The sequence below is a fragment of the Paenibacillus dokdonensis genome, assembly GCF_004916975.1.
GTDB lineage: Bacteria > Bacillota > Bacilli > Paenibacillales > Paenibacillaceae > Paenibacillus_AQ > Paenibacillus_AQ dokdonensis.
The window spans coordinates 3,011,692-3,037,181 of sequence record NZ_STGQ01000001.1 but is presented as its reverse complement, the minus strand read 5'-3'; the positions used below and the strand labels follow the sequence as shown (position 1 = coordinate 3,037,181).

The window sequence follows — 25,490 nt, the reverse complement described above, 5'->3', positions numbered from 1 at the left end:
CTACATCATTCAATATCACATCAGGAGAACAGACATCATGAAAAAAATCATTTCTTTACTCATCATTTTCTTGTTTAGTGTTACCGGAGTAACTTCAACATCGGCAGCTGCCGATGCGAAGGAACCACCCATCATTGTGGATAACGGTAAAATATTGAATGGCAGAACATTCATTCCGATTAGAGTGGTTTCTACACATTTTGGATTTCAGGTGGATTGGAACCAAGAATCCAAGACGGTTAACATTGGTGATAAAGACTCAAATATTGCCTTGAAACTGAATTCAAAGCAGGTTGCAGTTAACGGCAAGGAAGTCATTTTAGATGCACCTGCTCAAATCGTTGATGGAGTTACATATGTGCCGTTAAAGTTTGTGGGAGATGCTTTCGGGGCGAGTATCAGCTGGAACCAGACATTTAAGGCAGCGCATGTTCAATTAGCCGAATCCGATCTTCTCATCTATACACAGATTAAACCGATTCCCAAAATGACGGCAGATCAGTTAAACATATTTACACAGATCGCCAACAAGGCAGCTGTGATTTCCGATACACATCAGGCAAAAGTATATTTTAAACCTTATCTGACTGGCCCATTACTAGGAAATATCATTTGGTATAAGGGACTGCCGTTTAAAACCCAATTTGATTCAAAAAATCTAGGTGATATGACTTACAGTAACATGTATAATTCGGAGGCAACGATCTCACAGAACACGCATTTTACGACGTTTGTATGGCTTTCACGTACGATGCAGTTTAAGTATGTAGATCATAGCTGGAAAATAGACAAAATTGATTTTAAGTATATCTATTTCTAATTAGAGAGGGGTTGTTCGAACCCTTAGATGTACATCAAGTTTTCTCTTTTTTCTGAGTATGCTAAAATTGATATAACGAAATGCATCATTCGGAGGAAGGGAGTTCTGATCGATGGAAATATCCGATTTTCTGTTCCCGAAAGACAAAGTGGCTTATGTTCACTCAACTGCCAACATGCAGGAGGCCATGGAAATGTTAGAGAAAAGTCAATATACGGCGATTCCTGTTATTGATGAGAAGGGGAAGTACGTGGGTACGCTCTCTGAAGGGGATCTATTATGGAAGATGAAGAATACTTCCGGATTGAGTTTTCACAACCTGAGTATCGTCCAAGTTCATGAGATCAAACGTCGTATTAAAAATGAATGCGTTGCAATTCAAGCAAATCTGGAGGATATGCTTGAATTGGCTGCCGATCAGAACTTTGTTCCCGTCGTAGACGACCAAATTTTCGTCGGAATCATCCGTCGTAAGGATATTATTGAGTACTACACGAGTAATATTACCGATTAGTGGTTTGAGCATGTTTTTTTAAACATAGTCCTTCTAGCCTTTATAAAGGTGGTAGTGTATATGAAAAGAAATGCTTTTAATGCTCTTCTATGGACTATACTTGGCATAATGGTTGTCTTCATTTTACTTTACTACTTTGCAGAAGTTAATTAATCCAAAGAATTAACATACTAATAAAACCCAGGTCCGAAGGACTTGGGTTTCTGTATATTTGATAAAACAATAAGGAGGCAAACACAGAGTTCAGACGTCGGATGGCATGATTAATAGTACTTGAAAATTGGGAATATTGGAAAACGGAGGGTTAAACTATAGGAGACTCATGGCTGATTCAATGGATGTGAGTGGTTTACGATTGATCTTCTATGTATTAATCAGCCATGAGGTACTGCTTAATTACTTTTTACTTCCCGTCATAGCCTACGCCATGATTTAGAGGTTGGATTCCTGGGGAAGTGGTAGGTGCTGAAACTACGCCTGCACTAACGATCCCTAGTAACAACAGTGTCGAGAGTAATACATTCTTCATTTTTCATCACTCCTAATAGATAGTCTTGTAAAACGTTGTAGTACTTATCGAGATGTTCCGGCAAAGCGCGCGGTCTACATATCTCAAAAAGTGCAGTTGATTTTTTGAACTGCTTGTCATCTCCAATTTTATCAGAAAAAATCAATGCTTGTATAGTGGAATTTAAGGCAAGCTCAAAATGACTTCTTTTATAATAATAAATGGATAGTAGATGGAGAATAGAAAGATAATATGTACAGTCCGTTGAGCTCAATTCTTCATATCTGATACTCGTTACATAATCCGACAGAGATTCAATGATTGAATCTACATCAATATTATTCGTATTCGCACATTCTAGAATAGTAATTAAGCCTGGCAGCGTTTCAGAAGGGTATTTCTGAATAAATGCAGCATATTCCTCTAAAATGTTTGTTTTTCCAGATAGAATATCGACCGTATATAAATTAGCTATCGCAAAAAATTTAAAGTCGTCAACGATTTTCTTGTTGCTTTCACTTCCGTCCGAGAATAGATGGAGATGTTTATAGTTTTCAATGCACATTTTAGCTTCTCTATAATGCTTTTTCTTCTGGTAAGCCACACCTTTCATGAGATTACCGTAGCCTATATAATAAACCAAAGGTTTTTCCATATAAGGAATGGGTATTTCTGCATTTTCCTTGAAAGGACTATACACTTTATCCAGTAGTTTGTCTGCCAAAACGATGAGATTATCCCAATTTTCAAGAGAATGAGCCATACGAAGCGTCGCTACTAAAAAATCTACGCTGTTTTTAATCTGTGTTAACTCCGTTTCCAAATGTTTCTCCTCCCTTAATCATTCATATCATGAGTCTATATGTTAATTAAAGGTAGGTCAATTATTAGTAAGAGGATAATTTAAAGTCATCAGTGCTTTATATTGTAATCAATCCATTACTAGGAATTCCTAACTATAAGACGGTCTAGAGAAAAACCTTCTTCATCACGAATCACTCCGAACAAATAGTTCTTTAAGATTGAGTTATAGCGCTCTAGTTGTTGTGTTGAGGCATGGGATCTGAATTGTTCATGGAGAGCAGTTGCCTTTTTAAAATGCTGATCATCATTTGTTTTATCGGAGGATTCCAAATATTTCAGATTATAATCTATAGCATCTTGATATCTTTTATTATTGAAGTTATAAATCGCTAATAAGTAAAAAATTGTGAAATAGTATGATCTTTTATCAGAATTTATCTCATCATCAACAGAATGAAGGACGAACTCTAGTAATGGAGCGATTTCTTCATCAACCTCAATGTTATGGGCAGTCGCATGCTCTAAAATGGTAATGAAACCAGGCAATATTTCGCTTGGATATCGTTGGATAAACTGAGCATAATCATCCAGTTTCCGATTATCACCAGATAAAATATGGATGGAAAAACGATTGGCTTCAGCAAAGAATTTGAAATTATCAACGATGTTATTACTCTTTTCGCTGCCATCCGAGAATAAGCTAAGGTCTTTGTAGTTCTCGATACTTAATAAAGCTTCTTGATATAACTTTTTCTTTTGTAAAGACAATCCCTTCATCAGACTGCTAAACCCTAAATAATAAACCAATGGTTTTTGCAGGTAGGATTTTCCTCGTGGGTCACCGTTAAACATGCTGAGAGCTAAGTCGTATAAAGCATCCGATAGTCTAATTAGATTGTCCCAATTCTTAAACGAATGAGCCATGCGAAGCATCGTTGTAAGCGTGTCTGGACTCGTATCGATGGAATCAGTAGTTTCTTTCATATGTAATAACCTCCTTAATATTCCACTAGGCGAGTATATATGTAAATCTAATAGTGGTCAATTAATATGCAGGATCAGTAAAGGAAAGCAATGATTTGGCATATACATAACAAATAAAACCAAATTGCCAGTGAGAATTGCATCTCATAAGTAATGTTACTTTCTTCAGAGATCATGAAGTGTTACAATTTCGACAGACTGGATCATTTAGGATCTGAAACATGACTGAATCATTCACGTATATACTAAATAATCATTTGTACCTTATGGGGGGAAGCAATAGTGTCAAATCAAGGATCTGCAACGCGAGGGGCTTTAATTTGGTCAGGAAGAAAATGTACAATTTTTGGCTTGCCACTTTCATTCACGAAGTACTTTGTATACGAAAAAAGATTGGTTACGAGACGGGGATTCTTTTCATTAGTAGAGGATGAGTTGGATTTCTATAAAGTACTTGATAAGAGTATTGTTTTGCCCTTTTGGCAGCGTGTATTTGGATGTGGTTCGATTCATTTAAATGTTGCCGATGTCGATACACCTGTAAAAGTGCTCATGTCGATAAAAAAACCTCGTGAAGTATATGAACATATTGATAGTATTGTTACGAGTCTAGCAGGTAATAATCCAATGCGCACAGCAGCTAGTATTTTAGGGTCTGTAAATCAAGGTGAATTTTATAATTAGGTCATTCAAAATGATTCCCATATGATTAGAGTTAATAGAGGCAGCCATTCAGGATGTTTAGGCTGCAAGGAAAATCGATCAAGTAAACCAGCAGTCATCCAATAAGCATGAAGAAGCCTCCAAAACCATTAATTGAAATGGATTTGGAGGCTTTATGTTCTAATTCATGAAGCCCAGGAGAAACCCTGGAGTAGTAAATCATTGACGATTGCGTTTGTATGACAGGACAAACAGAAGGCCGCCAAACATCACGAGCGCAATAAAAATCAGCATCATATTGCTATAAAGTGCGGATGCTTGACTGGTTATGGTCGTTCATAACACTGAAAAACGTCAAAATACTCTGCCAAAGGATGAATCGTGATGCGTGAACTTGCAGTTTATAGGGTCAATTATACGTCTTCCCCTAAATGTTGTACCCTACAGAGTTGTTTTGTCGCATGATATAATACGCCCCCAAATAAGTAAAATAGGAAAAATAAACCAATGCAATTGTACGATATCCTGTTAGAAGGAATTATTGCATGAAATTAAGTCTCTTTACTTATATACTTGGTCTAGAAAGGAGTGAATTAGTAATGGGGTGGCAAGGCGATGAAAATGCCAATAAAAAAAGAGAGTCTCAGTTCATTGAGGAACTATCAGAGTCACAATTATCGGCTTTAGAATATGTTACGAATTACGCGCGAATCCGAAAAAGTGAAGCAGTTCAGGCCATCCATGAAATTCTTCAAATGTCTAATGTGGATCGGGAAGAATTTGAAGATGCTGTTGCCAAAATAAAGTCACATCATTTCCATCCAGATCGACTAGATCCGGCAAAGAAAAGTGTTGCAGTGGCGCTACTGGAGCAAGGCGTATATAAGAGCCAATTTGAGACCTTACTATCCAATGGCAGTGTATCAGCCTATCCTGGTGGTCAACGTGATTTGTGGGAGGAAAGACTATTTGGAGGAGCATACCAACAAGAGGGTACTTCGAATAGCGAACGCCCTAAATATGGCGCCCTTGATTTGATGCGTCATCCGGATGGGCCAGCTCCGCGCTTTGGCTCATGCTATTTCCTTCTATCCCCGGAGGTTTCTTATCGCAGTACATACACCTATTTGGATTCGCATCAAAACCCTGTACAGAAAGGGACATATGCAGAATTTGATGATATGATGGCGGCATTACTAGAGGAGATTTTCTTAAGAGATTCCGCTCTAGGGAAAAAAAATCTTCGACCGCAAAAATTAGTCGACCATTTTCGGGTTCATCTCACAATGCCATTCTCAGATCTTTCAAGAAGTGAGGCTAAACGTAATCTTAACCACTATATTGAAGCGCAAGTTCATGGAAACATTCGTCTTAAGGAAGATGTGGAAATCTTAGTAGCCGATCCTTCATTCAAGGGTACTCCAACAGGGCGAATCTTGGAGCGAATATGTTTACAGTATTCCATCCAACTCTATTGGCACATGGGTTTCGCGATGTGGGTAGACGAAGTGCCTTCAGATTTTAGAGGTCCTACGATGCCCTCCTTGGCTGAGCGTATTGCTCATCACAGCTATATCGATGCGAACATGATTGGATCTGCTGCTATGCACTTAAAGCATGATCCTGCAGCATGGCGGGACCGAGGAACCGATAAAGAAGTACTTCAGGAATTAAAGCTCTTATGGCATGTTTTGGTACGGTATGGAAAGCCGCTCCGAAACTTTAAGTTGTAAGAAGAGTTGGTATACTAGAAATGACGGGCGTTTAAGTAAACAAACGAAAAAATAAGCGAATTTCCTTGTGGATTTCTTGATCCCATTTTCTTGGCTATCGACGATTTTTTTACTTGGATAACGGGAGTAGCGGATTGTTCCAAAAGAATATTCAAGGTTCGGTTGGTGCATAAGCTCAGCTAGCTTACATCACATAGGGTATCCAAATACCCGTTTGTTGATTTGTGGATATAACTGATCTACAATGTACTTTATAGAAAAATCGAGACTTGTGGAAGGAATGGTGGTTATGATTTACGATTGTGCAATTATAGGTGGAGGCCCGGCAGGACTAAATGCGGCATTGGTGCTGGGCAGGGCGAGGAGAAGTGTGGCGCTGCTGGATAACAATCTGCCCCGAAATGCGGTTACTCATGCCTCTCATGGTTTTTTGACTCGGGATGGCGTTGCGCCGGCCGAATTTCGGAGAATTGCATATGATGAGTTGCTGCGATATCCTTCGGTAGGACACTTCCCTCTAAAAGTTACTCATATTCGCAAACTTCAAAACGGATTCGAGATTACAACAGACAAAGGTGAAACGATCCAAGCCCGTAAAGTGCTGATTACCACCGGGCTCAAGGAAATTTTACCGGATATTCCGGGTATTAAGGAACTATATGGCAAAAGTCTTTTTCACTGCCCTTATTGCGATGGCTGGGAGTTGAGGGACCAGTCATTGATTGTGGTGTCTGAGAATCCAGGTGTTTTCCATATGGCTAAACTGCTTTACAGCTGGAGTCGGGATCTTGTAATTTGTACAAATGGCCGCAGCGTTCTGACGGATGAACAAAAACAGCTACTGACTTCTCGAAATATTATCGTGTCGGAACAAACAGTAGCCGCTTTTCTGGGCAATGAAGGCAAGCTGCAGCAGGTGGAATTTACAGACTGCTCGCGGATTGACAGAACGGGAGGATTCGTAACGCCTCAGTGGCTGCCACAGGCTCCCTTTCAAGATCTTGGTTTGAAAACAACAGAATTAGGCGGAATCGTGACCGATGGAATAGGGAAAAGTACGATATCCGGGTTGTTTGCGGCTGGAGAAGCAGCCACCGGAGCGCCCTCACAGCTGATTGTATCTGCGGCCGCCGGTAGTATGGCAGCTGTCAGCATTAATACGGAGTTGATGGAAGAGGATTGGGAATGTGTAATACTTGACGATGCCGATATATAAAAGTTATTATCGATAAATAAAAACCTTTATTGAAGGAATGATTTTAATGAAGTATTCGAAGGCGACGAACTATGCCCTTCACACCATGCTTTTTCTTGTAGCAGCTCCTCCCGATAAACCTGTTGGTGTACAGCAGCTGGCGGAGCAGCAGCGGGTTTCCCCTACGTATTTATCCAAAATATTAACCAAGCTGGTCAAGGCAGGAATGATTGAATCCGCGTCAGGTGCCAATGGCGGGTATCGGTTAAAGCGGAATTCGAAAGAAATTTCGTTTTTGGATATTATTCATGCCATTGAAGGGACGGCCTCTTTGTTTGATTGCAGCTTGGATCATGGACCAGAATGTCCGATTCAGCAGGTGGTACTATTGGCGGAAGAAAAGATGGAAGAACATTTAAGAAATCAGACGATGGCTGAGCTCGCACAAAAAATGAAGATGAGTTTATAAAAAGCATCTTCTTTTATATTAATTATAGATATAACAAATCCCCAAAGTCCCCTTTTGTTTGCCATAATCCCGATCATGATTTCATGATCGCAGCAATAAAAGATCAAATTGAAAGAATCAGCCTTTCAAAACCATCATGCGGAGATATTTTCCTTACCACAAAACATTACAGACAGCCTCAAGCAGTCAATTCGAGTTATTACAAACGGCAGAAATGCCGTTTTTTTATGTTGTTAATTTCTGCAGCATAGTGCGGACAGGTTTTTTTGTTGGAGAGAAGGAGTTTTAATTCTCGCCATAATCTTCCAATTGATAGTATAATAAGAACTTATAGGGGAATTCAATATCGTTGTGTTCCATTTTCTAGAGAAGCCAACCAGAATCACTTTTTTACGAATACATACTCATATTTGAAAAATAAGGAGATGAGTTCATGTCAACAAATATCGCGGAGCAAATCCGCATTATTGAATACGACCCTTCCTACGCTGGGGCGGTTGCTGAGATGTGGAATCGAAGCAACGAAAGCTGGGGCGGCGGCACCAACCAAAGAACAGAGGACGGCGTGCGCCGGGAAATGGAGATTTCGTCCAATCTTCATGTGTTTCTCGCTGTCGATGGCAAGGGAGTGGTTGGGTTTTGCAGTTTCGCCCACTACCGTCATGACGAAGGAGCTTTGTACGTACCGCTTCTGAATGTGCGACCGGATTATCACGGTTACAAGGTAGGCCGCAATCTAATTTTGAACGTCGTCCGCAAAACAGTAGAAGCGGGCTGGCCGCGTCTCGATCTGTTTACCTGGGCAGGCAACACCAAGGCCGTGCCGATGTATAAGAAATGTGGGTTCTTCTGGGAAAAAAATGAAGATTACGTCCATCTGATGAACTTTATTCCAACCGTTCTGCAAACGGAAGCGCTTGCTCCCTATTTCAAGGAGCTGGATTGGTATGCAGACAGCACCCGCGAGCTTCTCATTCAGCCGGATGGTCGCAGGGAGCGCGGTTTTGATTTCTTGGATTACACATGGCAAAAGGGAGAGCTCTCCTTGCGGGCGGAATTCGAGAAAACCGGGCGCGGTCTGACTGCTCTTGACACACCTGACTATGAAATCTTCACCGAGATTGACGACCATGATCTTGTGTTCGGCTTCCCCTATAAGATTCGCTATCATATCAAGAATCGCTCTGCGGCCGATCTGGCGATTGAGATCAAGGGCCAGAACGACAAGAATATCCGTTTTGCCTTGGCTGCTGCATCAACGCTCGCTCCGGGAGAAACGGTCATCATAGAGGGCGATTTCGAGCTTGATCCCGTCCGGGAGGAGCAGAACGATAAGAAGACCCATCCGGTTGTCAAGAGCCAATGGATCATCGGTGACAAGCGGGCTGAGTTCCGCATTGGCGTCGCCCCTAAATTTCCGGTCAAGATGAAGGTAGTGCTGCCAACCCGGGAATTGTATCCGGGGCTTCCAGCCGAACTCTATCTGAACGTGGAGAATAATTTTGCCTCGGAAGCAGAGTTCTCTTTTGACTTGCCTGGGGATGAATTCATAGAGTGGGCGGATCATGCGGTACGCTTCACGATTCCGGCTAAGAGCAAAGCCTCTGTCCCGGTGCCCTTCACACTCCGGTCTTACGGGCTCTACTCGCGGGAAGTTGAGGTGACGGCCGTTCCAGCTGGGCAGAAGGCGGTCTCCTTTACAAGCAAGCTTTCCGTCCTAATGAAAGGAACGCAGGGCCGCTTTGGCGGGGAGGACGGGGATCAATGGATCGTCGTTAACGGTGCATTCTCCCTCCATTTCAACAAGCTCGACAATTCAATATGGATTGATTATCCCGGCTCCAGCCACAATTTTTGGTGGACTTATCCGAAGATAGGCAAGCCGTTCGCAGAGGAATTCTCCAAGAAGCAAGCGAAAGAAGTGAAGATCTATTCGAAAGAGGAGAGCCAGGTTCTCGAAGCTCTCTATGAGTCCGAAGACTTCCCAGGCTTGGAGATAAAAACGGTGGCCAAGCTATTCGCAAACGGTATCACTGAGTTTCATCATGAGATCTGCAATACCAGCAGTAAAGGGCTGGATGAGAACGTGTATCTGCTGACGAATTTCGGTTTCTTCGGTAAGCGACTCATCCTGCCATATCAAGGCCATTATGTGGACATGGGCGACGTATACGCCAGCGATCCAAGTCGCTGGGATAGCGCCCAGATCACAGAGAACTGGCTGTTCTGCAAGGAAGAGAACGTCACATGCGGAATATGTTGGGACCCTTCTCTGAAGCTGCTTCGACCGGAATATCCACTTGGGCTGGAGCATAATCTTGGCCGGATTTCCGCCGGAGACACCGTGCGGACAAAGGCGACTGTGTTTGCCCTGAACACCTTCGCCAAGTGGTCAGATTTCCGTTCCTTCGCCCGAATGGAGAGGAATCCGGTCGTACCGGTGTTGGATGATCATCTTGAATTAACGCTAGGCGGCGGAAATCCGTTTGTGACGGGGGCACTTCATGCAGAATTAATCGAAAGAAAGATGACTCCGCTTGCCGGGAGGCTTGAACTGTATGTGCAAAACGATGGAGAAGCGGAGCGTGTAGCGGCAGATATGGAGCTGCAAAAGGAGCAGGATTTGCGCTCCGCGGGATTCGAGCTCTCTTCTGAGGAAATGGAATCGCCGGGATACAGCGAATCCGTTAGGAAGATCCGGGTCGTTTATCACGGAGAGGATCGCATTCAGGAGCGTTCAGGTCTCTGGTTCCCACAGACGGAATCAACCGTCGTTTGCGGGATGGAAGAAGGACCGGCTGGTTCTCTATACACGGTGAGTAACGGAGTTCTCTCGATAGCGGCTGCCCCTGAGTTCGGGGGCTTCGTGCATTCGCTGAAACATCAAGGAGAAGAATGGCTCGACAGCTCCTATCCGGAAGCGGTTCCGCGTTCCTGGTGGAATCCCTGGCACGGTGGACTTGGCGTGGGAATTCCCGGCTTGGGTGGGTTTAGTCGGCAGCAGGAGCCGAGAACAGTGACTTGGGCGGAGCGTATTGATATTCACGGCAACGTCTGGAAGGGACTACGAATAACCACTTCCATCGAGAAGCAGGAAGCAAACCGGGGGATCACCATTAACCAGCATTACCTTATGCTGCCCGGCGTCCCTGTGCTTTGTGTGCTGCATTCGGTGACTAATGATAGTGGAATGGTTCTGCCGCAGTATTCGCTATCGGAGAATAGCTACTTCAAGCCATCGCCAGTTTTTTCTGAAGGATGGATGGAACTCCCCGAAGAAGGTAAGTTCCTTCATGGGAAGGTCGAAGCCCATATTGATTCCAAAGGTCTTATACGAATCGGTGCGGCTTCGCGTAAGGACATGCTGCATATCGTGAATAGCTGCTCCAATCAGAGGGCTTCGGCTTATGTGAACAATAAGGTGTTCTCTTACGGTGTGAATCACCATCTTCCACTTCTGAATGGAGAAACCGCTTGGACACAGCCGACCCTCCTCATATTGGGAGAATCCGCTTTGAATCCAGATGATGTCCGTGGCCTTCTGAAGCTGACTTTTGAATGTCCTACTGCCGAAAAGGAGACCACAAATGCCGATCATTGATATTCACATTCATCTGTCGGACATCGACAGCTTTCATCAAACAGCGGTCGATCTGTCCAAAGTCGATTACACTGCCGCTGGTCTTAAGGCAGAGTTTGACAAGAACGATGTTGTTCTCGGCATTGGAATGGGGGTCACGGAGCAGACGAAGGGAGCCTTTCCCGACTCCACCTCTCCCAATCCGATGGGCCTTAACTTGGAAGAAAGTGTTCCGCCGTTCTTAATGGAATGCGTCGGCATCAATCCGAACAGGCTCGAAGGTAAACACGCCTTGGAGGAGCTAGACCGGATCGAAGCGCGGCTGCAAGCACCCGAGGTAGCGGGAATTAAGCTGTATGCCGGTTACTATCATCATTACGTCTATGACAAAATCTATACACCGATCTATGAGTTAGCTGCCAAGTACTGCGTACCCGTGGTCATTCATACCGGCGATACGTATTCGATGAATGGATTGCTCAAGTATGCGCATCCTCTCACCGTGGATGAATTAGCCTACCAGCAGCGTGGCGTTAACTTTATGATCTGCCATCTGGGCGATCCCTGGGTGATGGACGCTGCCGAAGTGGTGGCCAAAAACCCGAACGTCTATGCCGATTTGTCCGGTCTCGTCGTCGGCGATCGTCCCCATTTTGAAAGGTTTATGAACGAACCCCTATTCATGGACCATTTTCGCCGGGCGCTGGTGTATTCAGATCACTACGAGAAAATGTTGTTCGGAACCGATTGGCCGCTCGCGCCAATTGACCTCTATGCGGAATTCGTTCGCCGACTCGTGCCTGAACAGCATCATGAGAAAGTATTTTACGAGAATGCCTTTGGACTGTTTCCGCGCATTCAGCAGCGGATTGCGGCGCTCTGAGAGGAGCGGGAAGAGCACAGCTAGAGCGCAATGCGCATGAGAATAAGAAAATATAGCAAATAATAGCTTATAAGGTGTTCAGAACACGGGTGAGCATCTCCGGGCGGAAGTGGACTAGTCTGCGTTAACCTATATCCAACGGAATATGACTTCACCGATAGGTGCCATTTATTCTGCTGAGGAAGCGGACTCCGAAGGGGAGTATCCGCAACATGCCATTACTCTGAAGGATTATATGGTCGAGGATTTCCGAGATGCAAAGAGCGCTGTTCTATTTCAGCAGTAAGACGGCGTATGTCTGTGAATATTTTTCCTGCCGTGATCCTGTCACGACGCTGGAAGCGCTGAAGGAAAGCTTGGCAATGCAGTGATTATTAGAATAAAATATAGCCTACACGTCAGGGTGTGCATTCCAAGAATGTGCATCCTTTTTATCCTTGTTATAATTTGTCTTCATAAGTAGGGCTACTTAATACAAGGTGAGAAAGGTTCATTTTCAGAAATATACATAGATGGTGATTATTTTCACGAAAGAGGAAAATATCGATGATTAAGTTTGCGAATTATTTCTTGTATTATATACTTAGTATATTAACATTATGATGGCAGGGTGGTTTTAGTGGAATTGCATTTATATGAGCAGATATATCTCCATGTTGTTCAAGAGATTAAAGAAGGCCGATTAAAAGAAGGAGATCGTGTATCTTCCGAAAAAGAATTGGCTGAAAAGTTTGGTGTCAGTCGTATTACATCTAAAAAGGCTCTGGAGAAATTGGCGGATTCCGGGGTTATCAGACGAATACAAGGAAAAGGCTCTTATGTGGCCGATGGTTTAATTGGAGGACAAGAGCCGAAGCATTATTCAGAGGTAAGAACGACCTTGGTTCCTGAGGATGATAAGCGGTTGATAGGGTTTATTATACCTAATTTTTCAGACGAGTTTGGCCTACAACTTCTTAGATCGATGGAAAGGCGGAGTGCTGAGCATAATTATCAACTCATTATCAAACGAACTCGCGGGGATCGGGATGAGGAAAAACGCGCGATCGACTTATTTATTAGTTTGGGTATCAAAGGATTAATCGTGACCCCCATTCATGGGCAGCACTATAATTCGGAGCTGCTCCGTCTTGTGTTTGATCGGTTTCCAATTGTTTTGGTGGACAGGTATCTAAAAGGAATTCCGGTGTGTTCGGTTTACACAGACAATAAGAAAGCAGCCATGGATCTTACGCGCCATCTGATTAACAAAGGACACAAGAAAATAGCCTTTTTGTCACCGCCGGAAGAGAACACTTCAACATTGGAGGAAAGGCTGCTCGGATATACGTTTGCTTTCACCCAAGAGGGGATGAACTTGAACAAAGAGTATTTATTGACGAACTTGAAGGGCACCCTTCCTATGAACATAGACGGAACAGCGACTGAAAGCGATAAAGAGGCAGTGAAGCATTTTTTGCAACAACACCCTGATGTAAAGGCGTTTGTTGCGTCGGAATTTCTAATAGCTACGATGCTGGCTCAGGTTATCAACTCGCTGGGGAAGTCTCTAGAGGAATTCGAAATTGTTTGTTTCGACTCGCTAAACGATCACCTGGGACAACCCATCTTCACTCACATTGAGCAGGATGAGAAGCAGATGGGTGAGTTGGCGGTGGATATGCTAATCTCCCAGTTGGAAGGAACAGCCGTACCAGAGCTGAACATCATTGAACATCGCATGATCGTGAAAAATAACGGTTAGGGAGAATACAAGTCCGGTTCAGCAAAGCTAAAGCAAGGATACGTTTGTTCAAAGTGTCGAGGAGTCCGTAAGGACTTTTCGGCACTTTATTTTTTATGTTAAAGCCTATCTCACATCATGGATTGGTTTAGGGGTTAGCTGCATATCATGAATTTTTATGTCGTAATATTGCAATTGACACATTATACCAAGCATATTAATATACTTAGTATAACCGGATGATTCCTTATAACAAAGTCACTTTCACAACCTGAAAGTCTATCGTTTAATATTTTTAATAGTTAATATCGCCAATCGTGTTAACGCTTACATTAGCTTGTGAGTGCGATTATGTTTCTATTAATTATATATAAATGTGAACTTATCAGGCACTAATATGGGCTTTTTAGGAATTATAGGTAAAATAATCAATCCTAACTTAAGGAGGCTTTTAAATGAGGAAATCCAAAAAATTCGCATTTCCAATTCTTGCTTGCTTTCTGGCTATGTTATTGCTTGTAACCGCTTGCTCAACGAAGGGGAGGGCAAGCGATCAAGACGGAAAGGGGATTACAACGGTTACAATGTGGCATGGTCTTACCTCAATTGATTTAGATAATATGAATAAAGTCGTAAAGGCATTTGAGGAGAAAAACCCTACCATCAAAATGAAATTGGTTTATACAGAATCCAGTGAGGGATCCGATCAGAAGCTGCTAACTGCAGTCGCAGGTGGCAATCCGCCTGATGTGGCCCTTTTCGACCGGTTTAAGGTCGGTACTTGGGCAGCACAGGGTTCTCTGACTGACTTATCCTCGATGGCAGCAGAATCGGGAATTACCAAGGAATTGTATTATCCATTTGCTTGGGACGAGTCCAGTTATCAAGGAAAGCTTTATGCAATGCCGATGGATACGGACTCCCGCCTGCTGTTTTACAATAAGGATCATTTTAAAGAAGTAGGGCTCGATCCCAACAACCCCCCAAAAACGATTGCCGAGCTTGAAGCGGCCGCCGAAAAGTTGACCATCAAGGATGGTAAACGTTTCAAACGAATCGGGTTCATCCCATGGTATTCGCAAGGCTGGTTGTATACTTGGGGATGGGCGTTTAGAGGAGAATTCCAGGACCCTGCTACTGGCAAAATTACCGCAAATGATCCTAAAGTCGTTGAAGCGCTGCAATGGATGACCGACTTCGGCAAAAAATACAATGTCGAGGATATTGCCGGATTCACAAGCGCAGCCGGCTCGGAGGAAATGGATCCGTTCATTTCCGGTCAAATCAGCATGAAGATAAGTGGAAACTTTACGGTGAAGGGTATCGAAAAATTTAAGCCGGATTTAAATTACGGTGTTGCACCAATACCGACCCCAACAGGTACGAATTTTACGACATGGTCGGGAGGCGGGTCCGCTATTATCCCTAAAGGCGCCAAGAATGTCGCTGCTGCTTGGAAATTCCTCGAATTCTTAGGGAAAGAAGAGGGGCAAACGTTATTAAACGCTGACTCTCAAATTTCCGTTATCGATTCGGTTAACGACAAATACGGTTACAAGGACGATCCGATTATGAAGGAATTTATCAATATTTTGCCCAATTCACACAACCGCCCGGTTATTCCTGAAGGACAGCTGTTGTGGAATGAGTTAGCCTCCGCTACGGAAAAGGCTACCCGCGGTAACGGTACTCCGAAAGAGAACCTGGATAAAGTAACAGAGACGGTTAATAAGGCTTTGGAGAAATACGATAAATAAGATGCTTGATGGGCGGGGAGGGGACTTCTCTCTCCTTGCCTATTGTTGATTGACAATTGGAAGGAGGATGTACATGGCGAAACTGGCCGATTCAGTTCGTGTAAATACAATTCCATCGGCAAGGAAACAACGCGCGCTCCGCAAAACTAACGTGATCGGGTGGCTGTTTGCTTCACCTTGGGCTATAGGACTGCTTTGCTTTTATGCCATTCCGATGTTGATGTCGATCTACTTTAGCTTCACCACGTATAGCATTCTGCAGCCTGGTGAATTTGTCGGAATGAGTAATTATATAGATCTATTCCATGACCCTTTGTTTTGGAAATCAATATACAACACGATCTATTTCACTGTATTTTTTGTTCCATTAAGTATATTTTTTGGTGTGGCACTCGCTATGATGTTGAATATGAAGGTCAAAGGTATGGCTGTATTCAGAACGATCTTTTTCCTACCTACACTTGTGCCACAAGTGGCTTTGGCTGTTCTGTGGATGTGGTTGTTACATCCAAACTTCGGATTGGTAAATGGGATGTTAGCGCATTTCGGTATCGATGGTCCTCCTTGGCTTGGTGGTGAAGCTTGGTCCAAGCCTTCACTCATCTTGATGTCGCTTTGGGGTATTGGGCAAGCCGTCGTCATCTACCTTGCTGGATTAGGAGACATCCCAGATGAGTACTATGAAGCAGCGCAAATCGATGGAGCTAACTGGTTTCAGAAAACGAGAAAAGTAACCATCCCTTTGCTCACTCCTGTTATTTTTTACAATCTGGTCATGGGAATGATCGGTGCATTCCAACAGTTCACTCTTCCCTATACATTGACCAAAGGGCAAGGGACGCCTGCAAATTCCATGACTTTTTACGTCATGTATTTATATGAGAACGGATTCAGATATTTCAAAATGGGCTATGCCTCCGCAATGGCCTGGATCTTATTTATTATCGTTATGGCATTAACCGGAATTGTTTTCATAACGTCTAAACGCTGGGTTCATTATCAAGGGAAATAAGGAGGAGGAAATAAGGGATGAATCCAATCGCTATCAAGAGGATCAATCGTTCGTTAGCCTATTTATGTCTGATTGTTGCTTCTGCATTTTTCATTATTCCGTTCATTTGGCTGCTTTCGACTTCGCTTAAACCGCTCACACAAGTCTTTGCATACCCACCAGAGTGGATTCCGCATCCATTTCTGTGGAGCAATTATTCCCGTGCCGTAGAGTATATCCATTTCTGGACATATCTGGAAAATACAGCGATTATAACCATCGTTAGTACGCTAGGTGTGATCATATCCTGCCCCTTGGTTGCCTACAGTTTTGCCAAGTTAGAGTACCGTGGAAGAGGTATACTTTTCTTTGTTACTCTCGCTGTTATGATGATTCCCGGTCAAGTGACGATGATTCCTCTCTTCCTATTGTTTACTAAATTAGGTTGGGTAGGAACATCTCTTCCACTGATTGTGCCCCAATTTTTTGGAGTGCCGATTTACATTTTTCTATTGCGGCAGTTTTTCCTGGGATTGCCTGATGCTCTCCGTGAAGCGGCCCGCTTAGACGGGGCTAGTGAGTTCCGCATATATTTACAGATCATGTTTCCACTGGCCAAATCCGCCGTTTTAGCCGTTGCACTTTTTCAATTTATGGGGAGCTGGACTGATTTCATGGGCCCCTTGCTCTATTTAACCAATGAAGCATCTTACACGGTTTCGCTCGGTTTGCAGCAATTTCAGAGTCAAAAGGGATCCGAATGGGGTCTACTAATGGCCGTATCCACCTTGATGACATTACCGATTATTGTTTTGTTCTTTTTTCTTCAAAAGACGTTTATTAGCGGCATTACATTTAGCGGTATAAAAGGTTGAATATAATTTGTATGAATTCAGATCCACTGCTATTATGAGTTGACCATGTCGAGTAGACAATTAACAAAAAGCAATATTTAAGCAGCCTGAGTCCTGTATTCGCAGGGGCTCAGGTTGTTTAGTTTCTTTTATACGGGGAGCATATCATTATTGAAGAGCTATCTTTTTTGAACTATAATAACGATAATGATTATCAATATCAAATGAAAGATGTGACTCATCGAGGCTGCATCTTCTTGTTTCCGATCATTAAAATATGTAATGCTGTATATGACATGGATGAATCATGGGCATCTAGCTAATAAAAATAAAATTGACGATGTGCTTAGAATGATTTCTAAAAACTAATCGGGGTGCAGGAGAGAAGATGACAGATTTTCATCAGAACTTTAACCAATTTTTCGATGGACTTCATATACCTAGACAACAAGTACATCGTTCGGAACGGATGCAGATTCATTCGGAAGCTGGGGAGGGAGCCATTCATCGTCTTGTACCTAGACCTGATATTGAGGTGGTGATCTCCGACTTCACCTTTCATCGGAATCGGACGACGCCTGTTGTCACGGAAACAGCCATGGTTGAGCTTAGTTTTTGCTTGCATGGAACAAGAGAAATAAGCATTAATGGAGAACAGTATGAATTTGCTCCGGGCAGCTGCTCCCTTCAGTTCATGAATCAACTGGGCGCTGAGTTTGAATTTAACGAGAACCAGTCTTATCTCTTGCTGGGCATTGGGATTCCAATTTCTACTTTTCATCATTATATGGAGGATGACAGTGGCAAAAGATCGGCGGATTTCTTTCAACTACTAGGTCAACGGCCATTCCGTATTTTTCAGGAAACGATCAATCCGGCAGCTTCTGTCATTATTCAGCGGATTATACAATTGGTCCAGTCATGTGCTGCGAAGAATTTTGAAGTGGAATCCAGTGTATTGCAGCTTTTATCAATGGCCTTTAATTCCTTCCTAATCGATGTGCCTTCCAAGCATAGGTTGCCCAAACATGATACGCAAAAAATTCGTGAAGCTAGAGATATCATGATGGAACGGATGACAGATCCGCCTACACTGATCGAGCTTTCCCGGATGATTGGTCTGAATGATCATAAATTAAAGACAGGGTTTAAAGAGCTTTATGGTACAACGGTATTTGGCTATTTACGGGAGAAGCGATTAGAAAAGGCTTTTCATTTACTGCAGCAGGGAACGTTGAATGTAACTGAGACCTCATGCGCAGTGGGTTACTCTAATGCAAGTTACTTCTCGGAGGCGTTTCGTGATCGATATGGGGTCAATCCCGGGAAAATCATTCGCCATTCTCCTGCTTTACCAGGTTCAGACAGTTGAATCGATGAACGCTTCAACCGCTCCTTTCGAGCGGTTTTTTGGTTTGTTCTCCCACATATCCGGCTAACCAGTAAAGTATTCCGCCAACTGGTAGAGGCCCGGCTAACAAGCATAGTACCATGAAAACATCGATTATGAATCGTATAAAGCTCTGGTATACATGGGAGGAGAATGGTTTTTAATGAAATACAGACTTGGTATTATGTTTCTAATCGTGCTAAGTGGCATGATATCGATAGCCGCATTTAATCCGATTATTGGTCCTCTTTCTCGTAATTTGGGGCTGAGTGATTTTCAATCCGGATGTTTGGTGTCGGTTGCGGGGCTTTGCTGGCTACTTGGGGGATATTTCTGGGAAAAGCAAACGTTCATGAACCGAAAATTGCTGCTCGCTTCGATTATGTTCGCCTATTTGGCGACACTCATCATTTTTGCACTGCTGGCGGATTATGCCGTACAAGCACAGAGCAAGGGAAGCTTTTTCTGGAGCTTCTTTCTACTTCGCGCAATTGCCGGATTTTTCTTTGGAGGTATACCGGCGTTGGCACAAGCCTATGTTATGGGCTGGACCACAAAAGAAACGCGTACAAGGGGAATGGCATTATTCGGTGCTGCCAATGGGCTCGGATTCGTCATAGGACCGGCAATGAGCGGTGGAATGGCTGCGGTGGGACTCACCGCTCCAATGTACGCGGCAGCGTTCCTGCTGTTCGCCTTGGCCATTTTGTTTCTGGTGTTTATTCCTAAAGAAAGGGATAAGGAGATACAGCGGCAGGTTATTTCACTTTCACCAAACGACAGGCGGATTCGCCTCTATTTATGGATTGGACTCTTGCTTTCGATTGCCCTGAATATCGTGCAGGTTACCATCGGATTTTTCGTGCAGGATACCCTTGGTTATAATGCCCAGCAATCAACCCAGTTAATTGGATTGGGGCTTGCCGTTTCGGGAATTATGGTTGTGCTCTCGCAAATTGTGATCAGTAAATATCTCAAATGGCATCCTAGGCGGGTGCTTTGCGTAGGGCTCTTGTTTGTCGCTTTGGGATTGATGGGACTATTAATGTTCATCAAGTTTGCTTATGTAGATTTTGCATTCTTGGGAATTGGCATCGGCTTTACACTGCTAGGATACAGTGCCGGTGCTTCAATGGCGGTTCAAGATCATGAGCAAAGGAGTGTTGCATCCTTTATTGCGGCTTTGCAAGGTGGCGGATCATTCTTGGGTCCTGTTATTGGTACGGCCTTATACACCGCAAATATGGTATTTCCTTATTCTCTCTGCGTTTTGATGATTTGTATTGCAGGCTTCGTTATTATGAAGAAAAGGACAGAGGGCGTACAGCTAACTAGTTAAAGAGTTGTCTTACTTGTTCCTAGTGCACCTTCCTATCTCGATTTATCAAAATACAATGGAGAAAAAATTACTATATGTGTTAATCTTACTAGGTGCAAATTGCCGATAGGTTAGGAGATTTTTATTAAATGATTTATTTTAAGAGTTTCTCTGTTATCAGTTGCCTGCTTATATTACTTTTAATAGGTTGCTCAAAAATAAAGCCTGAGGTTGAGATTCCTACCCAGATACGTTAAAAATGAATGCCGATTATTCATCATTGATTAACGACGAGATCATCGAAGGTATCATTAATGATTCTTTTAAGTTATTGTGTGAAGTATTTAACAATAGGGATAAGAATACTGGTAAAATAAGGGTTGACGATAAGATAGATATAAATCAATCTTTACATGATAAACGAATTCTGGAGGAAACACATTGAATCTAATATGGGACTCAAGAGGGACAATCCTGATAAGTGCAATTATTTCGTTGATTGTGGTGGCGATTCTTCTTATCATCATAAAAGTGCTACCTGATAAATTCGGTAGGATTATCACACTCCTTTCCCCGATTGTCGTTGTCATTTCTTTTATCGTTTCATGTTATGTTGCCAGTGGAGAGTGGGCATGGAGATAAGCACCTAACAAGGTGCTTTTTCAATTTGTCTGATACATATTTTTGGAGGGGAATGATGTGCCAACACATCGAGTATTAAAGACATTATTAAACTAAAGTACGAACTCGAAAACATGAACGGGAGCTTCCTTTATGATTCACTGGGAAGGCGGAGCAGGGGAAAAGCTACTGCGCGAACTGCTGCCTCATGTCTCCGATATGAAACCGGTCAATGGCAGACCCGCGGCATGCAACTGTGAGCATTTCAGCTGTAAGAAGCCGGTCACCACTCTTGAAGCGTTGCATGAAGCTTAGGCACCAAATCCGTAACTTAACTTCATAACGCAAAAAAGGTAGGCATCATTACGATGTCTACCTTTTATTTTTAATTCGTCTGCTGCACTTCCACATCGATCTGGGCTGTTATTTCCTCGTCCACATCGAGTGAAATCTGCTCACGGTAAGCACGGATGCCGTACTCGCTTTGCAGATAGCGCATAATGGCTTCGATCATATTGGATTCGACCAGGTACTGACTGCGGCCTTCGGTCCATACCTCAGCGGAGTAGCCGGTTTCTTCTTCCCAAAAGAGTTCGACTTGAACGTCTTGGGGACGAATCCGTTTGCGCTCTGCCATATGAAGACAAATCGCATTAATAATTTCATCCATTGTGAGTATCATCATCGTTTAGTACCGTCCGTTACGTGGGTCCGGTTTACGCCGGTTCTTGAATGCCCTGTAAGCCGCAACCGCGAGGGATATGACGACATAAATGGCAAAAAGATTGATAATCAAGCCTAAGATGTTACCGAATGCTCCCATACCGCCAAACATACCACCAAACAGCATGCCTGCGAGGCCGCCGATCATCAGGCCTTTCATTAAACCGCCACCGCTGAAGAATCCGCGCTTAGCCGTTGTACCTGCTGTGGAGTTGTTCGTATTCGTCGACTTTTTAACGTTATCGGTCGTCGTCGATTTCTTCGGTGTATTGGTGAAGCCTTTGGTGCCGGATCTAAAGCTGCTTCCACCACCACGTCTGGCCTCCGCATTATCCGCCGGTACAGAAATTGCGAAGAAGAACGTAAATGCCATGACAATCATGATCCATTTCTTCAACGATTTGTTCATCATGAAGTAGAAAACCTCCCGAGTAATTTGCTGGCATGTTTGTTTGCCTACTATGCTTTACGTGCTTAGTATCTTAAAGTTTCATTTTTCAAAAAAAAAATATAAAACAGTTTAAATTCTTTCTTTCATAGAAGTTTTTACTGCGCCGATTGAACCTGTGATTCTGTTGCTTGCTGCTCCTTTAGCATACCAAGGACCCAATTGCACCAATCCTGTCCGGCCGTTGCATTAAATATTCCCTTTTGAACGAGAATGTAATCATAAAATTCGCGGTTGCCGAATGTCCGCTTTTCTTCAGGGATTTTTTGCAGCATGCTGTTGAAGGATTCGAGCCTGCGTGTAAAATAAGCTTTTCTCGTCTCCACAATTTCGATCGCGTTATCGCGGTCTGTCATCCACATGCAAAACGTTTTCATAGACAGCTCGTCCCTAGTAATCGGGTCTGGAAGAGGCATGTACATCCATTCTTTCAGTTTTCGAATGCCGCTGTCTGTGATGGAGTAGATTTTTTTGTCGGGCTTTTCCGACTGTTTGATCCAATAAGAAGTAAGTAGTTCATTCTCCTCCATTTGTGCAAGGAGAGGATAAATTTGGCTGTGCTTGGCCTGCCAGAACGGCTGGATCTTTAGCATCACATCATAGCCTGAACCAGGTTCCCTGGCCAAAAAAGCCAACAATCCGTAGGATAACGTATTCATTTGCGATGTCTCCCATACGTGATATGTTCTTTCATCAAAAAGTGTACACTTAAACTGTATGGTTTTGCAACCGAAGTCGCAAAAAAACACGGATACAGGTATCCGTGTTTTTGCATGCAAATGTAAAGAGTTATTTTTGTGAAATTTTTTCGTAGCCGTCGACGACCAGTTCAAGCGCGCCGGTGTTCGGATCGATGATCATGCCATGAACCGGCACGTCTCCCGGAAGCAGCGGATGCTTTTTGATGAGGTTGACGGTTCCGTTCACGCCGTCTTTGATGTTGTTGAAGCCCTGAAGCCAAGTATCCAGCTTGATGCCGGAATTCTCCAGGGTGGACAGCACTTCCTCGGAAACGCCGCGGTTGCGTATTTCCTGGATCATATGATCGGCATTCAGGGCAGCCATGCCGCAGTCGAGGTGGCCGACGACGATGACTTCGTCCGCGCTTAGTTCATACAGGGCAACCAAAATGCTGCGCATCACGCTGCCGAACGGATGGGATACGATCGCGCCTGCAATTTTGATGATTTTGACATCGCCGTTCTTCAGGTTCATGGCTTTAGGAAGCAGTTCCACCAGACGGGTATCCATGCAAGTGATGATGACCAGCTTTTTATCGGGAAACTTGCCTGTCAAGAATTGTTCGTACTGTTTTTCTTCCACAAATTGATGGTTATACTCCAAAATTTCTGAAACGTGGCTCATAATGCATACACAACCTTTCAAGGATTTAAGATTCGTCTTCACGCTTGTCCAGTAGTCTTATATTCTGTCCGTACAGCTGGCTGTCTCCCGAAAGGCGAAATGACGGGTACGTTTCTTCCGAATCCAGATAAAGATGTTCTTCAAAATATACGGCATGTATCCGGTTGATGAGGAAAGGGACTCCATTGCTATGTATGATTATATCATGTTCATCCTGCGCAGGGAGAATCCACAAAGCCGGAATACCGTTGACCCCGCAGCCGCAGCCCTCAGAGTCAAAGACAAGCCTGACAGGCGAAGACTTGCTGCCTATTTTCTGGCGGAGAAAGCGTTCCGCATGTTCGGAAATCTGAATATTCATGGTGACTACAGGCTCCTTTACTCAAAAAGTAGGTTTGAAGACGAACGATTCGTATTAAATATTGATTATACTTTCCTCAAAAAGTATCATCAAGAGGTAAGACAAAAATACGTGGCGAGGTGAATCTTGGAATGAATAACGATGTAAAGGCAAAATTGGAATCTTTTATGGAACTCGTGCGCAAAATCGGCGCATATACCGAAGCGATTTCCCTGATGCACTGGGATCTTCGTACGGGAGCACCGCGCAAAGGCGTGGAACTTCGTTCCGGAGTCATCGGCACACTGTCTGCGGAGCAATTCAAGCTGCGTGTATCGGACGAAATGGGAGAATACATATCCTTTTTCACTAAACCAGAGGTCGACAGCCAACTGGATGAAACAACCCGTCGCGTGGTGAAGGAATGCAAAAAGGATTACGAAGAAAACAAACAAATCCCTGCGAAAAAGATCGAGGAATTCTCCGTGCTTTCTGCACATACGCAGACCATTTGGGAAGAAGCAAAGGAAAATAATGATTTTGCTTCCTTCGAACCGAATCTGACCAAAATCGTAAGTTTGCTGAAAGAATTCATTCAGTACTGGGGTGTGAAAGGCACGACTTATGACACACTGCTGGATAAATACGAGCCGGAATTGACCGTAGACAAGCTGGATGAAGTCTTTGGCAGATTACGCGACCGCTTGGTACCGCTGGTTGCCGCTATACAGGCATCTCCCAACAAACCGGATACGACATTCCTGGATCAAATTTTTGAAAAAGAGCAGCAGGAGAAAATGGGTCTCTTTATCCTCGGACAGATGGGCTATGACTTTGACGCTGGACGTCTTGATGAAAGCGTCCATCCATTCGCTATGGGGCTAAACTCCGGTGACGTACGGATTACGACCCACTACCTCCAGGATGATGTGACCAGTGCGCTGTTCAGTTCCCTGCATGAAGGCGGGCATGCGCTGTATGAACAAAATATCAGTAAAGACCTTGCCGGCACACCACTGGCGCAAGGAACATCGATGGGCATTCACGAGTCCCAATCCCGTTTATGGGAAAACATAATCGGCCGCAGCCGCGCGTTCTGGGAACGCTATTACACAGATTTGCAAAAGCATTTCCCGCAGCAGCTTCAGGATGTAAAGCTTGAAGACTTCTACCGCGCCGTTAACCGTGTGGAAAACTCCCTCATTCGGATCGAATCCGACGAGTTGACATACAACCTTCATATCATTATCCGCTATGAAATCGAGAAGATGATCTTTAATGAAGGATTGGAAGTCAAAGATCTTCCGAAAGTATGGAATGAAAAATATCAGCAATATCTTGGCGTCACGCCACCAAACGACAGTCTAGGCGTACTGCAGGACGTTCACTGGTCCGGAGGGGATTTTGGTTATTTCGCTTCTTATTCCCTCGGCAACATGTACGCTGCCCAAATCATGAATACCATGAAAAAGGAGCTGCCTGAGCTGGATCAGTATATCCGTGAGGGCAACCTGATTCCAATCAAAGAATGGCTGACCGAGAAAATCTATCGCTTCGGCAAAAGCTTATCTCCTGCCGAGATCATCATGCAAGTAACCGGAGAGGAACTGAGCCCGGATTATCTGGCTGATTATCTCGAAGAGAAGTACAAGGAAATTTACAAGCTCTAAGCTGCTGAAATCAATACAAGTTTTAAAAAGCTCCTGAGTTTTTCTGCAACGTTTAAGTTGCGGAAGGCTTAGGGGCTTTTTTTGTGTTATGGACGATGAGTCTACCGTGAGTCATTTTTGATAACAGTTTTATTTAA

Annotated in this window: 23 protein-coding genes; 16 read left to right on the top strand and 7 right to left on the bottom strand. The window is 43.6% G+C overall.

Annotation, left to right across the window (positions count from 1 at the left end):
• The first annotated feature begins 37 nt into the window (after positions 1 to 37).
• A complete protein-coding gene (locus E6W40_RS14030; RefSeq protein WP_136606015.1) occupies positions 38 to 820 on the top strand; it encodes a copper amine oxidase N-terminal domain-containing protein in 783 nt (260 codons plus the stop codon).
• 112 nt (positions 821 to 932) lie between these two features.
• Positions 933 to 1,334: a CBS domain-containing protein gene (locus tag E6W40_RS14025; RefSeq protein ID WP_136606014.1), complete on the top strand. Its 402-nt coding sequence runs from the start codon at positions 933 to 935 to the stop codon at positions 1,332 to 1,334.
• A gap of 482 nt (positions 1,335 to 1,816) precedes the next feature.
• Here the strand turns inward: E6W40_RS14025 and E6W40_RS14020 are convergent, their stop codons facing one another.
• Together E6W40_RS14020 and E6W40_RS14015 are read right to left on the bottom strand one after the other, a co-directional pair.
• Positions 1,817 to 2,665, bottom strand: coding sequence for a hypothetical protein (locus E6W40_RS14020; protein ID WP_136606013.1), 849 nt, complete (start codon positions 2,663 to 2,665; stop codon positions 1,817 to 1,819).
• A gap of 119 nt (positions 2,666 to 2,784) precedes the next feature.
• Complete coding sequence (locus E6W40_RS14015; RefSeq protein WP_136606012.1) at positions 2,785 to 3,630, bottom strand: hypothetical protein; 846 nt, start codon at positions 3,628 to 3,630, stop codon at positions 2,785 to 2,787.
• A 282-nt stretch (positions 3,631 to 3,912) separates the two neighbouring features.
• Here E6W40_RS14015 and E6W40_RS14010 point away from each other — a divergent pair, with 282 nt between their 5' ends.
• The 13 genes from E6W40_RS14010 to E6W40_RS29500 all read left to right on the top strand — a co-directional run bounded on the left by E6W40_RS14010 (position 3,913) and on the right by E6W40_RS29500 (position 21,122).
• Positions 3,913 to 4,314, top strand: coding sequence for a PH domain-containing protein (locus tag E6W40_RS14010; RefSeq protein WP_168928930.1), 402 nt, complete (start codon positions 3,913 to 3,915; stop codon positions 4,312 to 4,314).
• A gap of 578 nt (positions 4,315 to 4,892) precedes the next feature.
• Positions 4,893 to 6,026 (top strand): DUF3626 domain-containing protein, encoded by a 1,134-nt coding sequence (locus E6W40_RS14005; protein ID WP_136606998.1) that lies wholly within the window; start codon positions 4,893 to 4,895, stop codon positions 6,024 to 6,026.
• A 289-nt stretch (positions 6,027 to 6,315) separates the two neighbouring features.
• Positions 6,316 to 7,242, top strand: coding sequence for an NAD(P)/FAD-dependent oxidoreductase (locus E6W40_RS14000; protein WP_136606010.1), 927 nt, complete (start codon positions 6,316 to 6,318; stop codon positions 7,240 to 7,242).
• Positions 7,243 to 7,288: 46 nt separating this feature from the next.
• Positions 7,289 to 7,690, top strand: a complete 402-nt coding sequence (locus E6W40_RS13995; protein ID WP_136606009.1) for an RrF2 family transcriptional regulator — start codon at positions 7,289 to 7,291, stop codon at positions 7,688 to 7,690.
• A gap of 433 nt (positions 7,691 to 8,123) precedes the next feature.
• Positions 8,124 to 11,291 (top strand): GNAT family N-acetyltransferase, encoded by a 3,168-nt coding sequence (locus E6W40_RS13990; RefSeq protein ID WP_136606008.1) that lies wholly within the window; start codon positions 8,124 to 8,126, stop codon positions 11,289 to 11,291.
• A complete protein-coding gene (locus tag E6W40_RS13985; protein WP_136606007.1) occupies positions 11,278 to 12,153 on the top strand; it encodes an amidohydrolase family protein in 876 nt (291 codons plus the stop codon). The genes E6W40_RS13990 and E6W40_RS13985 overlap by 14 nt, the downstream gene beginning before the upstream one ends.
• Positions 12,154 to 12,772: 619 nt before the next feature.
• Entirely contained in the window at positions 12,773 to 13,897 is a 1,125-nt protein-coding gene (locus E6W40_RS13980; protein WP_168928929.1) for a GntR family transcriptional regulator, read from the top strand.
• A gap of 434 nt (positions 13,898 to 14,331) precedes the next feature.
• Positions 14,332 to 15,633 carry an ABC transporter substrate-binding protein gene (locus E6W40_RS13975; protein WP_136606005.1) on the top strand — a complete coding sequence of 434 codons (1,302 nt, stop codon included), beginning with the start codon at positions 14,332 to 14,334 and terminating at the stop codon, positions 15,631 to 15,633.
• A gap of 73 nt (positions 15,634 to 15,706) precedes the next feature.
• Complete coding sequence (locus E6W40_RS13970; RefSeq protein ID WP_136606004.1) at positions 15,707 to 16,645, top strand: carbohydrate ABC transporter permease; 939 nt, start codon at positions 15,707 to 15,709, stop codon at positions 16,643 to 16,645.
• A 17-nt stretch (positions 16,646 to 16,662) separates the two neighbouring features.
• On the top strand, positions 16,663 to 17,499 hold the full coding sequence (locus tag E6W40_RS13965; protein WP_136606003.1) for a carbohydrate ABC transporter permease: 837 nt from the start codon (positions 16,663 to 16,665) through the stop codon (positions 17,497 to 17,499).
• Between the two features lie 367 nt (positions 17,500 to 17,866).
• On the top strand, positions 17,867 to 18,850 hold the full coding sequence (locus E6W40_RS13960; RefSeq protein ID WP_136606002.1) for a helix-turn-helix transcriptional regulator: 984 nt from the start codon (positions 17,867 to 17,869) through the stop codon (positions 18,848 to 18,850).
• A gap of 181 nt (positions 18,851 to 19,031) precedes the next feature.
• Positions 19,032 to 20,207, top strand: a complete 1,176-nt coding sequence (locus E6W40_RS13955) for an MFS transporter (protein ID WP_136606001.1) — start codon at positions 19,032 to 19,034, stop codon at positions 20,205 to 20,207.
• A 753-nt stretch (positions 20,208 to 20,960) separates the two neighbouring features.
• The gene (locus E6W40_RS29500) at positions 20,961 to 21,122 is read left to right on the top strand and encodes a hypothetical protein (RefSeq protein WP_168928928.1); all 162 of its coding nucleotides are present in this window, start codon (positions 20,961 to 20,963) and stop codon (positions 21,120 to 21,122) included.
• Between the two features lie 70 nt (positions 21,123 to 21,192).
• Here the strand turns inward: E6W40_RS29500 and E6W40_RS13950 are convergent, their stop codons facing one another.
• The 5 genes from E6W40_RS13950 to E6W40_RS13930 all read right to left on the bottom strand — a co-directional run bounded on the left by E6W40_RS13950 (position 21,193) and on the right by E6W40_RS13930 (position 23,704).
• Positions 21,193 to 21,489, bottom strand: coding sequence for a YxcD family protein (locus tag E6W40_RS13950; RefSeq protein ID WP_136606996.1), 297 nt, complete (start codon positions 21,487 to 21,489; stop codon positions 21,193 to 21,195).
• A gap of 6 nt (positions 21,490 to 21,495) precedes the next feature.
• The gene (locus E6W40_RS13945) at positions 21,496 to 21,942 is read right to left on the bottom strand and encodes a hypothetical protein (protein ID WP_425464925.1); all 447 of its coding nucleotides are present in this window, start codon (positions 21,940 to 21,942) and stop codon (positions 21,496 to 21,498) included.
• Between the two features lie 134 nt (positions 21,943 to 22,076).
• A complete protein-coding gene (locus E6W40_RS13940) occupies positions 22,077 to 22,637 on the bottom strand; it encodes a PadR family transcriptional regulator (RefSeq protein ID WP_136606000.1) in 561 nt (186 codons plus the stop codon).
• A 130-nt stretch (positions 22,638 to 22,767) separates the two neighbouring features.
• Positions 22,768 to 23,343, bottom strand: a complete 576-nt coding sequence (locus E6W40_RS13935; RefSeq protein WP_136605999.1) for a beta-class carbonic anhydrase — start codon at positions 23,341 to 23,343, stop codon at positions 22,768 to 22,770.
• 25 nt (positions 23,344 to 23,368) lie between these two features.
• Positions 23,369 to 23,704 carry an iron-sulfur cluster biosynthesis family protein gene (locus tag E6W40_RS13930; RefSeq protein ID WP_136605998.1) on the bottom strand — a complete coding sequence of 112 codons (336 nt, stop codon included), beginning with the start codon at positions 23,702 to 23,704 and terminating at the stop codon, positions 23,369 to 23,371.
• Positions 23,705 to 23,835: 131 nt separating this feature from the next.
• On the opposite strand from E6W40_RS13930, the gene E6W40_RS13925 reads away from it, so the two are divergent.
• On the top strand, positions 23,836 to 25,353 hold the full coding sequence (locus tag E6W40_RS13925) for a carboxypeptidase M32 (protein ID WP_136605997.1): 1,518 nt from the start codon (positions 23,836 to 23,838) through the stop codon (positions 25,351 to 25,353).
• Positions 25,354 to 25,490: the final 137 nt, after the last annotated feature.